Source organism: Klebsiella sp. 141251, from assembly GCF_050600725.1.
GTDB lineage: Bacteria > Pseudomonadota > Gammaproteobacteria > Enterobacterales > Enterobacteriaceae > Klebsiella > Klebsiella aerogenes.
On the sequence record NZ_JAQIRG010000005.1, the window covers coordinates 237,558 to 248,975 of the forward strand.

The following is an 11,418-nucleotide window of genomic DNA, read 5'->3' on the forward strand; positions in this document are numbered from 1 at the left end:
AGAGGGGCAATGGAATTCGCTTTTTATATCTGTGGCCTGATAGCCATCCTCGCAACCTTGCGGGTCGTCACCCACACCAATCCGGTGCACGCGTTGTTGTACCTGATCATTTCGCTGTTAGCGATTGCCGGGGTGTTTTTCTCGCTGGGCGCTTACTTCGCCGGTGCGCTGGAAATCATCGTTTACGCCGGGGCCATTATGGTGCTGTTCGTGTTCGTGGTGATGATGCTCAACCTTGGCGGCACCGAGATCGAACAGGAACGCAAATGGCTGCAGCCGGGGATCTGGATTGGCCCGGCCATCCTTTCCGCGGTGCTGCTGGTGGTTATCGTTTACGCCATCCTGGGCATCAATGACCAGGGTATCGACGGCGCGGCGATCAACGCCAAAGAAGTGGGTATTGCGCTGTTTGGGCCGTACGTCCTGGCGGTGGAGCTGGCCTCCATGCTGCTGCTGGCGGGCCTGGTTGTCGCCTTCCACATTGGCCGCGAAGAGCGCGCCGGTGAGGTGCTGAGCAACCGCGTGAACGACAGCGACAAAAGAAAAACGGAGGAACACGCATGATCCCCTTAACACATGGACTGATCCTGGCCGCCATCCTGTTTGTGCTCGGCCTGACTGGTCTTGTGATCCGCCGCAATCTGCTATTTATGCTGATTAGCCTGGAAATCATGATTAACGCCGCCGCGCTGGCATTCGTGGTCGCGGGAAGCTACTGGGGCCAGACTGATGGTCAGATTATGTATATCCTCGCTATCAGCCTCGCGGCTGCGGAAGCGAGTATCGGTCTGGCGCTGCTGCTGCAGCTCCATCGTCGCCGCCAGAACCTGAACATCGATTCAGTAAGTGAGTTGCGTGGATGAACATGCTTGCCTTAACCATTCTTCTGCCATTGATTGGCTTTGTGCTGCTGGCCTTCTCCCGCGGACGCTGGTCGGAAAATCTTTCCGCCACCGTTGGGATGGGCTCGGTAGGCCTGGCGGCGCTGGTGACGGCGTACGTCGGCGTCGACTTTTTCGCTAACGGCAAACAGGCGGTCAGCGTACCGCTGTGGAACTGGATGTCGGTCGGTGATTTCAACATCGGCTTCAACCTGGTGCTGGATGGCCTGTCTCTGACCATGCTCTCCGTGGTTACCGGCGTCGGCTTCCTGATCCACATGTTCGCCTCCTGGTACATGCGCGGCGAAGAGGGCTACTCTCGCTTCTTCGCTTACACCAACCTGTTTATCGCCAGCATGGTCGTTCTGGTGCTGGCCGATAACCTGCTGTTGATGTACCTGGGTTGGGAAGGCGTGGGTCTCTGTTCTTACCTGCTGATCGGTTTCTACTACACCGATCCGAAGAACAACGCCGCGGCGATGAAAGCGTTCGTGGTCACCCGCGTCGGCGACGTGTTCCTCGCCTTCGCGCTGTTCATTCTTTATAACGAACTGGGCACCCTGAACTTCCGTGAAATGGTTGAGCTGGCGCCGCAGCACTTCGCTAACGGCAGCACCACGCTGCAGTGGGCGACGCTGATGCTGCTCGGCGGCGCGGTCGGTAAATCCGCTCAGCTGCCGCTGCAAACGTGGCTTGCCGATGCGATGGCGGGCCCGACGCCGGTCTCTGCGCTGATCCACGCCGCTACCATGGTGACCGCGGGCGTGTACCTGATTGCCCGTACCCACGGCCTGTTCCTGATGACGCCGGAAGTGCTGCATCTGGTCGGTATCGTTGGCGCAATCACGCTGGTGCTGGCGGGCTTCGCCGCGCTGGTGCAGACCGACATCAAACGCGTGCTGGCTTACTCGACCATGAGCCAGATTGGCTACATGTTCCTCGCGCTGGGCGTGCAGGCATGGGACGCGGCGATCTTCCACCTGATGACGCACGCGTTCTTTAAAGCGCTGCTGTTCCTGTCGTCCGGTTCGGTGATCCTCGCCTGCCATCACGAACAGAACATCTTCAAGATGGGCGGCCTGCGCAAATCCATTCCGCTGGTTTATGTCTGCTTCCTGGTGGGGGGCGCGGCGCTGTCCGCTCTGCCGCTTATCACCGCAGGCTTCTTCAGTAAGGATGAGATTCTGGCTGGCGCGATGGCCAACGGCCATATCAATCTGATGGTAGCGGGCCTGGTCGGCGCCTTTATGACCTCGCTGTATACTTTCCGTATGATTTTCATCGTGTTCCACGGTAAAGAGCAAATTCACGCGCACGCAGGGAAGGGGATTACCCACCATCTGCCGCTGATTGTGCTGCTGGTTCTGTCCACCTTCGTTGGCGCGCTGATTGTGCCGCCGCTGGAAGGCGTTCTGCCGCAGACCACTGAGCTCGCTCACGGTAGCGTGATGACGCTGGAAATGACCTCCGGGATTATCGCTATCGCCGGCATCCTGATCGCCGCGTGGCTGTGGCTGGGCAACCGTACGCTGGTGACTTCCATCGCCAACAGCGCGCCTGGCCGCTTCTTTGGTACCTGGTGGTTCCATGCCTGGGGCTTCGACTGGTTATACGACAAAGTGTTCGTGAAACCATTCCTCGGTATTGCCTGGCTGCTGAAGAGCGATCCGCTGAACTCGTTGATGAATATCCCGGCGATTCTGTCCCGCTTCGCAGGCAAAGGTCTGCTGGTGAGCGAGAACGGCTATCTGCGCTGGTATGTGGCTTCAATGAGCATCGGCGCGGTGGTGGTGCTGGCTCTGCTGATGGTACTGCGTTGAGTTTGTTGGCTGGATGAACGATTGCCGGATAGCGCTGCGCTTATCCGGCCTACAAACCCAAAAATAATTTTTAGAATTCGTTGAAAATCTGTTCCTGATGTACAGGCGTCATCGGCGAAGTCAGACCGGAGACCGCCAGCGCAGAGCAACCGGAGCGTACTGAAGTACGTGAGGATTGCGAGCACTGCCGGGATTTGGGCTGACGAGTGAGATAGCCTGAGCAGGAGTAAATATAAGGGACATACTTAGCTATGTTATTACCCTGGTTGATATTAATCCCCTTTATTGGCGGCTTCCTGTGCTGGCAGACTGAACGCTTTGGCGTGAAACTGCCGCGCTGGATTGCGCTGATTACCATGGGACTGACGCTGGTGCTTGGCCTGCAGCTGTGGATGCAGGGCGGCTATTCTCTGACGCAATCCGCGGGGATTCCGCAGTGGCAGTCGGAATTCGTGCTGCCGTGGATCCCACGTTTCGGCATTAGCATCCATCTGGCGATTGACGGTTTGTCGCTGCTCATGGTGGTGCTGACCGGCCTGCTCGGCGTGTTGGCGGTGCTCTGTTCCTGGCGCGAAATCGAAAAGTACCAGGGCTTTTTCCACCTCAACCTGATGTGGATCCTGGGCGGCGTCATCGGCGTATTCCTCGCCATCGACATGTTCCTGTTCTTCTTCTTCTGGGAAATGATGTTGGTGCCGATGTACTTCCTGATCGCGCTGTGGGGTCACAAAGCCTCTGACGGTAAAACGCGTATCACGGCGGCCACCAAGTTCTTCATCTATACCCAGGCGAGCGGCCTGGTGATGCTGATCGCCATTCTGGCGCTGGCATTCGTTCACTTCAACGCCACCGGCGTGTGGACCTTCAACTATGAAGAGCTGCTGAAAACCCCGATGTCGCACGGCGTGGAATACATGCTGATGCTCGGCTTCTTCATCGCCTTCGCGGTGAAAATGCCGGTGGTGCCGCTGCACGGCTGGCTACCGGACGCCCACTCCCAGGCGCCGACTGCCGGTTCCGTCGACCTCGCGGGCATCTTGTTGAAAACCGCGGCCTACGGTCTGCTGCGCTTTGCGCTGCCGCTGTTCCCGAACGCCTCCGCCGAGTTTGCGCCAATCGCCATGTGGCTGGGCGTGATCGGTATCTTCTACGGCGCGTGGATGGCCTTCGCCCAGACCGATATCAAACGTCTGATTGCATACACCTCCGTTTCCCACATGGGCTTCGTGCTGATTGCTATCTACACCGGTAGCCAGCTGGCTTATCAAGGGGCGGTGATTCAGATGATTGCCCACGGTCTGTCCGCGGCGGGTCTGTTCATTCTGTGTGGTCAGCTGTACGAACGTCTGCACACCCGCGATATGCGCCAGATGGGCGGTTTGTGGAGCAAAATTAAATGGCTGCCGGCGATGTCGATGTTCTTCGCTGTCGCCACCCTGGGGATGCCGGGCACCGGTAACTTTGTCGGCGAATTTATGATTCTGTTCGGCAGTTATAAAGTGGTGCCGGTGATTACCGTTATCTCGACCTTTGGTCTGGTATTCGCTTCCGTTTACTCGCTGTCGATGCTGCATCGCGCCTACTTCGGTAAGGCGAAAAGCGAAATCGCGACGAAAGAGCTGCCGGGGATGTCCCTGCGTGAACTGTCTATCATCCTGCTGCTGGTGGTGCTGCTGGTGCTGTTGGGCTTCTTCCCGCAGCCGATTCTCGACACCTCGCATGCTGCGATGAGCAACATTCAGCAGTGGTTTGTTAATTCTGTTTCTACTACAAGGCCGTAATTCGCCATGACAATAACTCCACAACAACTGATCGCACTGCTACCGCTGCTGATCGTCGGCTTGACGGTGGTGGTTGTGATGCTCTCCATTGCGTGGCGACGCAATCATTTTCTCAATGCCACGTTGTCGGTTCTCGGACTAAACGCCGCGCTGGTCTCGCTCTGGTTTGTCGGTCAGAACGGGGCGATGGACGTCACCCCGCTGATCCGCGTTGACGGTTACTCGATGCTCTATACCGGGCTGGTGCTGTTGGCGAGCCTCGCGACCTGTACTTTCGCCTACCCATGGCTTGAGGGTTACAAGGACAATAAAGAAGAGTTCTACCTGCTGGTGCTGATCGCCGCGCTGGGTGGCATTCTGCTGGCCGGCGCCAATCACCTGGCCTCGCTGTTCCTCGGTATCGAATTAATTTCGCTGCCGTTGTTCGGCCTGGTCGGCTACGCCTTCCGCCAGAAACGTTCGCTGGAAGCGAGCATCAAATACACCATCCTCTCCGCGGCAGCCTCGTCTTTCCTGCTGTTCGGTATGGCGCTGGTGTATGCGAACTCCGGCAACCTGTCCTTCCTCGCGCTGGGCAAGAGCCTGGCTGACAACGCGCTGCACGAGCCGCTGCTGCTGGCGGGCCTCGGTCTGATGATCGTCGGTCTTGGCTTTAAACTGTCGCTGGTGCCGTTCCACCTGTGGACGCCGGATGTTTACCAGGGCGCGCCTGCGCCGGTATCCACCTTCCTGGCTACCGCCAGCAAGATTGCCATCTTCGGCGTGGTGATGCGTCTGTTCCTGTACATGCCGGTGGGCGACAGCGAAGCGGTACGCGTGGTGCTGGGCCTGATCGCCTTCGCCTCTATCATCTTCGGTAACCTGATGGCGCTGAGCCAGACCAACATTAAGCGTCTGCTCGGTTACTCTTCCATTTCCCACCTCGGCTATCTGCTGGTGGCGTTAATCGCCCTGCAGAGCGGCGAAATGTCGATGGAAGCCGTTGGCGTCTACCTGGCCGGTTATCTGTTCAGCAGCCTCGGCGCGTTCGGCGTGGTCAGCCTGATGTCCAGCCCGTACCGCGGTCCGGATGCTGACTCGCTGTTCTCCTACCGCGGTCTGTTCTGGCACCGTCCGATCCTGTCGGCGGTAATGACGGTGATGATGCTGTCGCTGGCCGGTATTCCGATGACCCTCGGCTTTATCGGTAAGTTCTACGTGCTGGCCGTCGGTGTGCATGCGCACCTGTGGTGGCTGGTTGCCGCGGTAGTGATTGGTTCGGCGATTGGTCTCTACTACTACCTGCGCGTTGCCGTCAGCCTGTACCTGAGCGCCCCGGAGCAACTGAACCGCGATGCGCCGTCAAACTGGCAGTACAGCGCCGGCGGTATCGTGGTGCTGATCTCCGCGCTGCTGGTGCTGGTGCTCGGCGTATGGCCGCAGCCGCTGATTAGCATCGTACAGCTGGCGACGCCGCTGATGTAATCTGCGCTATAAATAAAAAACCGCCGACTTGTCGGCGGTTTTTTTATGCCCGCGGTTTACGCCAGCCGATAGACCATAAAATCCTCCGCCAGTAGCGTATTGGCGAAAATCTCCCGGCATTCCGCCAGCATGCGCAGGCAGCCTTCGGCATCGTAGCGCGAGCTAAAGTGGGTGGCGATTAGCGTGCCGACCCCCGCTTCTTTGGCAAGCGCCGCGGTTTGCTGACTGGAAGAGTGGCCACGGCTATTGGCTTTCTCCGCCATCGCCTGCTCAAGGGTGGTTTCGTGGACCATCACATCCGCGCCGCGCGCCATCTCCAGCGCCTGCGGACAGGGGGCGGTATCGCCAAAAATGGCCAGCGTTTTACCCGGCGTCGATGGTCCCAGATAGCGGCTACCGTCGATGACCCGGCCATCTTCCAGCTCAACGCGCTGGCCGAGCTTGAGCTGATGGAACAGCGGCCCCGGACGCACGCCATCGGCAATCAGTTGGGCGGCATCGAGCGTTCCGGGTTTGTCATGCTGTTCGATGCGGTAGCCGTAGCACTCCACCGGATGGCTGAGCGGGTACGCGCTGACCCGATAGCCGTCTTCGTCGAAGACCAGACCGGGGCCGACTTCAATGATAGTGAGCGGATAATCGGTCCACGAGCCGCTCAGGCGCAGCGCGGTTTCGATGAATTCTTTAATCCCTTTTGGTCCGTAGACCGTCAGCGGCAGCGAATTTCCCTGCATTGAGCGGCTGCACAACAGGCCGGGCAGGCCGAACAGATGATCGCCGTGCAGGTGAGTGATGAAAATTTTATTCAGTTTGCCTGGGTGGTAAGGGGTATGGAGAAACTGATGCTGGGTGCCTTCGCCGCAGTCAAACAACCACATTTCAGCGCTGGTGGGTTGTTGCAAATTCAGTATTATCGACGTCATATTACGCGTACGGGTCGGCACGCCGGCGGATGTCCCCAAAAATGTTAATTCCATCGTCCAGTGTCCTCAGGCGAGTGGTAAAGCATCAGTATATCAATAAGGAGTAACAAATGATGACCTGGCAGGATTTACATCACAGTGAGCTCACCGTTGCCCAACTGTACGCCTTGCTGAAGCTGCGCAGCGCGGTGTTTGTCGTCGAACAACACTGCGTCTATCAGGATATCGACGGCGATGATTTAGTCGGTGAGAACCGTCATCTGCTCGGCTGGCGCGACGGCGAGCTGGTGGCCTATGCGCGGATCCTCAAAAGCGAAGAGGAGTTCGAACCGGTGGTGATCGGCCGGGTTATCGTCAGCCCGACCGTGCGCGGCGAGAAGCTGGGCTACCAGCTGATGGAGCAGGCGCTGGCCAGCTGCCGGCAGAACTGGCCGCAGAAGGCGATTTATCTGGGAGCGCAGGCGCATTTGCAGAAATTTTATGCCAGCTTTGGTTTTGTGCCGGTGACGGACGTATACGATGAAGACGGGATTGCCCATATCGGTATGGCGCGTGACATCACAACTCATTAAGAAGCTAAATAGTAATAGCGTATCGCTATCAATTATCTATACTTTTCCTCCTGTAGCGAATCCAGTGGCTGGCGTTCGCCGTGCCTGTTAAGGTTCGCTCCCTCATGATGGGTACTGCTATTTATCGCAGCTACCCTTTATAATGTGGGGGTTTTAATTTCGTGGAGGTTCGCGTGCTGTCTGTTTCCACCGCGCTGGAAAGCCTGTTGGGCTGCCTGGCTGAAGATTTCCCTCCGTCACCCGGCACGCGAATTTTTGATATCCCATTCCCGTTAAACGACGCCTTCGACCCGTTACTGTGGTGTGCGCATCAGCCGTGCTGGCCGCAATTCTACTGGCAGCAGCGTAACGGCGATGAAGAGCTGGCGGCGCTGGGCGCGGTAACCACCTTTGCCTCCTTGTCCGCGGCGCATGGTTTTTTATGTGCGCAGGGGCGGGAAGATCTGCGCATCAGCGGGCTGAACGCGTTCGACCCTCATCAGGGTAATCTGTTTCTGCCGCGGCTGGAGTGGCGCCGCCTGGGTGGTAAAGCGACTTTACGGCTGGTGGTACATAGCGCGACCTCGCTGCTTGATGACGCGGCTGCCGCGCGGGCGTTTCTTCAATCATTAAATAGCGAGCAGGCGACGGCGGCATCGATGCCGTCGCTGCGAAGCGAGCAGCATGCGCCGGAATACCCGCAGTGGCGCGAGCTGATTATGCAGGCGACGCAGGCAATCGGCGCCGGCGAAATGGATAAGGTTGTGCTGGCGCGGGTCACGGATTTACGCTTTAGCGCGCCGCTGCAGGCGTTTGCCATTATGGCGGCCAGTCGGCGCAGCAATCTTAACTGTTTCCACTTCCTGATGGCCTTTAGCCCGCAGCAGGCGTTTCTCGGCTCCACGCCGGAACGGCTATGGCGGCGACGCGGCGCGCTGCTGCGCACCGAAGCGCTGGCGGGCACCGTCGCTAACCATCACGATGACGCCCGGGCGCAGCAGTTGGCCGATTGGCTAATGAAAGACGATAAAAACCAGCGGGAGAATATGCTGGTGGTGGAGGATATCTGCCAGCGTTTGCAGGGCGAGTCGCCGACGCTTGACATTCTGCCGCCGCAGGTCGTACGCCTGCGCAAGGTGCAGCATCTGCGGCGCTGTATCTGGAGCGAACTGGCCGAGCCCGACGATAGCCGCTGCTTGCTGCAGCTGCAGCCTACCGCGGCGGTGGCGGGGCTACCGCGCCAGGCGGCGCTGGCTTTCATCCGCCGTCATGAGCCTTTCGCCCGCGAATGGTATGCCGGCTCCGCAGGTTATCTTTCACTGGCGCAAAGCGAGTTTTGCGTGGCGCTGCGCTCGGCAAAAGTCGAAAACGACACCCTGCGGCTGTATGCCGGGGCCGGTATTGTCAGCGGATCTGACCCGCAGCAGGAGTGGCAAGAAATAGAAAATAAAGCGGCGGGACTACGAACGTTATTACTTTCAGAAACGTAGAGAGACGACGTATATCAAAACGACGCAACTCTGCCTTATCTATACTTAGCATCAATATTTGATACCGGACAATTTCATGTCAGTAAGCGCATTTAACCGACGCTGGGCGGCGGTGATCCTTGAAGCTTTAACCCGCCATGGCGTGCAGCACATTTGCATTGCCCCAGGCTCGCGCTCGACGCCCTTAACCCTGGCGGCGGCGGAAAACCGCGCTTTTATTCATCACACTCATTTTGACGAACGTGGCCTTGGTCACCTGGCACTGGGACTGGCGAAGGCCAGCCGCCAGCCGGTGGCGGTGATTGTCACCTCCGGAACCGCGACCGCGAATCTCTATCCGGCGCTGATTGAAGCGGGCCTGACGGGTGAAAAACTGATCCTGCTGACCGCCGACCGCCCGCCGGAGCTTATCGACTGCGGCGCCAATCAGGCCATCCGCCAACCGGGAATGTTTGCTTCTCATCCTGCGCAGACCGTTTCTTTACCGCGTCCTTCGCAGGATATTTCCGCCCGCTGGTTGGTCTCGACCATCGATCAGGCGCTGGGCGAGCTGCATGCCGGCGGGGTGCATATCAACTGCCCGTTCGCTGAGCCGCTATATGGCGATATGGACGATAGCGGGCTGGAGTGGCAACAGCAGCTCGGCAACTGGTGGCAGAGCGATAAACCCTGGTTGCGTCAGGCGCTGCAGATGGAGAGTGAGAAACAGCGCGACTGGTTCTTCTGGCGGCAAAAACGCGGCGTAGTAGTCGCGGGCAGGATGAGCGCCGCGGAAGGTAAAAAAGTGGCCGAATGGGCGCAAACCCTCGGCTGGCCGCTGATTGGCGATGTCCTGTCGCAGACCGGGCAGCCGTTGCCGTGCGCCGACCTGTGGCTGGGAAACGGTAAAGCGGTCAGCGAACTGGCGCAGGCGCAAATCGTCGTGCAACTCGGTAGCAGTCTGACCGGCAAACGCGTGCTCCAGTGGCAGGCGACCTGCGAGCCGGATGAATACTGGCTGGTGGATAATCTGCGCGGTCGCCTCGATCCGGCGCAGCACCGCGGTCGCCGTCTGCTCTCAAGCGTTGAGCGCTGGCTCGAACTGCATCCGGCGGAGAAACGCCAGCCGTGGGCGACGGTGATCCCGCAGCTTGCCGGGCAGGCGTGGCAGGCCGCGGTCGCCAGCAACGAGCCCTTTGGCGAAGCGCAGCTGGCGCAGCGCATTCGGCGCTATTTGCCGGATCAGGGACAGCTGTTTGTTGGCAACAGTTTAGTGGTACGCCTGATAGACGCGCTGGGGCAACTGCCGGCGGGTTATCCGGTCTATAGTAATCGCGGCGCCAGCGGCATCGATGGCCTACTGGCGACAGCCGCCGGCGTGCAGCGCGCGAGCGCCCGGCCTACGCTTGCGATCGTCGGCGATCTTTCGGCGTTATACGATCTCAACTCGCTGGCCCTGCTGCGCCAGGCTTCGGCGCCGCTGGTGCTGGTCGTGGTCAATAATAACGGCGGGCAGATTTTCTCTATGCTGCCGACGCCGCAGGACGAGAGGCGTCAGTTCTATTTAATGCCGCAGGACGTGGATTTCAGCCACGCGGCGGCGATGTTCGGTCTGGCTTATCACCGCCCTGATGACTGGCAGTCGCTGGATGAGGCGATGGCAGGCGCGTGGCGCCGCGCCGGAGCGACGGTGATTGAGCTGGCGGTTAACGAGACCGACGGTACGCAGACTCTCCAGCAACTGCTGGCGCAGGTAAGCCGGCTGTGACGCTCAACGCGGCGGTTGAAAGCGGCCAGCCGGGTTATCCCTGGCTGGTATTCCTGCACGGCTTTTCCGGAGACCGCGACGAGTGGCGTACGGTTGGCGAAGCGTTTCCGGCCTGGCCGCGGCTGTATCTCGATCTGCCGGGACACGGTGGCTCGGCGGATATCGCGGTCGATGGCTTTGCTGGGGTCAGCGAATTACTGCAATCTACGCTAAATAGTTACAACATCCTGGATTACTGGCTGGTTGGCTACTCCCTGGGCGGCCGGGTGGCGATGAACTTCGCCTGCCAGCCGCGCGCGGGCCTGCGCGGCCTGATCGTCGAGGGCGGACATCCGGGCCTGCAGGATGAAGCGTCGCGGCAGGCCCGGCGCGGCAATGATAGCGCCTGGGCGGAACGCTTTCGCCGCGAGCCGTTAGCGCAGGTCTTCGCCGACTGGTATCAGCAGCCGGTCTTCGCTTCGCTGAATGCGGCGCAGCGCGCGTCGCTGGTCGCCCTACGTCGCCACAATAACGGCGCTACGCTGGCGGCGATGCTGGAGGCGACCTCCCTTGCCCGGCAGGCCGATTTGCGCCCGTCTCTGCAGGCTCGCGATTTTCCTTTTCACTACCTGTGCGGCGAACGCGACGCGAAGTTTCGCGCTATCGCGCAAGCGCTCGCCGCCGATACCCATATCATTCACCATGCCGGACACAACGCGCACCGGGACAACCCCTCGGCGGTGATTGCCTGTCTGGCGCAGATTCTGGCAAGTTAACTGAAG

At 59.4% G+C, this 11,418-nt stretch carries 10 protein-coding genes; 9 read left to right on the plus strand and 1 reads right to left on the minus strand.

Annotated elements, in window-relative coordinates; translation table 11 throughout:
• Positions 1–9: 9 nt before the first annotated feature.
• From nuoJ to nuoN, 5 genes are all read left to right on the plus strand, one after another.
• Positions 10–564 carry an NADH-quinone oxidoreductase subunit J gene (gene nuoJ / locus PGR09_RS13685; RefSeq protein ID WP_015365591.1) on the plus strand — a complete coding sequence of 185 codons (555 nt, stop codon included), beginning with the start codon at positions 10–12 and terminating at the stop codon, positions 562–564.
• Positions 561–863: an NADH-quinone oxidoreductase subunit NuoK gene (gene nuoK / locus PGR09_RS13690; protein WP_004865088.1), complete on the plus strand. Its 303-nt coding sequence runs from the start codon at positions 561–563 to the stop codon at positions 861–863. The genes nuoJ and nuoK overlap by 4 nt, the downstream gene beginning before the upstream one ends.
• Entirely contained in the window at positions 860–2,701 is a 1,842-nt protein-coding gene (gene nuoL / locus PGR09_RS13695; protein ID WP_430916230.1) for an NADH-quinone oxidoreductase subunit L, read from the plus strand. Before nuoK ends, nuoL begins: the two co-directional genes overlap by 4 nt.
• A 251-nt stretch (positions 2,702–2,952) precedes the next feature.
• Positions 2,953–4,482 (plus strand): NADH-quinone oxidoreductase subunit M, encoded by a 1,530-nt coding sequence (gene nuoM, locus PGR09_RS13700; RefSeq protein WP_015365593.1) that lies wholly within the window; start codon positions 2,953–2,955, stop codon positions 4,480–4,482.
• 6 nt (positions 4,483–4,488) lie between these two features.
• Entirely contained in the window at positions 4,489–5,946 is a 1,458-nt protein-coding gene (gene nuoN / locus PGR09_RS13705; protein WP_015365594.1) for an NADH-quinone oxidoreductase subunit NuoN, read from the plus strand.
• Positions 5,947–6,002: 56 nt separating this feature from the next.
• Here the strand turns inward: nuoN and rnz are convergent, their stop codons facing one another.
• Positions 6,003–6,923 (minus strand): ribonuclease Z, encoded by a 921-nt coding sequence (gene rnz, locus PGR09_RS13710; protein ID WP_015706158.1) that lies wholly within the window; start codon positions 6,921–6,923, stop codon positions 6,003–6,005.
• Positions 6,924–6,979: 56 nt separating this feature from the next.
• On the opposite strand from rnz, the gene PGR09_RS13715 reads away from it, so the two are divergent.
• From PGR09_RS13715 to menH, 4 genes are all read left to right on the plus strand, one after another.
• Positions 6,980–7,441: a GNAT family N-acetyltransferase gene (locus PGR09_RS13715; protein WP_047043277.1), complete on the plus strand. Its 462-nt coding sequence runs from the start codon at positions 6,980–6,982 to the stop codon at positions 7,439–7,441.
• Positions 7,442–7,614: 173 nt separating this feature from the next.
• On the plus strand, positions 7,615–8,910 hold the full coding sequence (gene menF / locus PGR09_RS13720) for an isochorismate synthase MenF (protein WP_430916231.1): 1,296 nt from the start codon (positions 7,615–7,617) through the stop codon (positions 8,908–8,910).
• A gap of 76 nt (positions 8,911–8,986) precedes the next feature.
• Positions 8,987–10,657 (plus strand): 2-succinyl-5-enolpyruvyl-6-hydroxy-3-cyclohexene-1-carboxylic-acid synthase, encoded by a 1,671-nt coding sequence (gene menD, locus PGR09_RS13725; protein WP_047043274.1) that lies wholly within the window; start codon positions 8,987–8,989, stop codon positions 10,655–10,657.
• Positions 10,654–11,412, plus strand: coding sequence for a 2-succinyl-6-hydroxy-2,4-cyclohexadiene-1-carboxylate synthase (gene menH / locus PGR09_RS13730; protein WP_315711241.1), 759 nt, complete (start codon positions 10,654–10,656; stop codon positions 11,410–11,412). Before menD ends, menH begins: the two co-directional genes overlap by 4 nt.
• The last annotated feature ends 6 nt before the right edge of the window (positions 11,413–11,418 follow it).

Excerpts from the sequence above, each read along its gene's own strand:
- menD (WP_047043274.1), top strand. The coding sequence starts at position 8,987 with ATGTCAGTAAGCGCATTTAACCGACGCTGGGCGGCGGTGATCCTTGAA.
- nuoN (WP_015365594.1), top strand. The coding sequence starts at position 4,489 with ATGACAATAACTCCACAACAACTGATCGCACTGCTACCGCTGCTGATC.
- nuoM (WP_015365593.1), top strand. The coding sequence starts at position 2,953 with ATGTTATTACCCTGGTTGATATTAATCCCCTTTATTGGCGGCTTCCTG.
- rnz (WP_015706158.1), bottom strand. The coding sequence starts at position 6,923 with ATGGAATTAACATTTTTGGGGACATCCGCCGGCGTGCCGACCCGTACG.
- nuoL (WP_430916230.1), top strand. The coding sequence starts at position 860 with ATGAACATGCTTGCCTTAACCATTCTTCTGCCATTGATTGGCTTTGTG.
- PGR09_RS13715 (WP_047043277.1), top strand. The coding sequence starts at position 6,980 with ATGATGACCTGGCAGGATTTACATCACAGTGAGCTCACCGTTGCCCAA.
- nuoK (WP_004865088.1), top strand. The coding sequence starts at position 561 with ATGATCCCCTTAACACATGGACTGATCCTGGCCGCCATCCTGTTTGTG.
- nuoJ (WP_015365591.1), top strand. The coding sequence starts at position 10 with ATGGAATTCGCTTTTTATATCTGTGGCCTGATAGCCATCCTCGCAACC.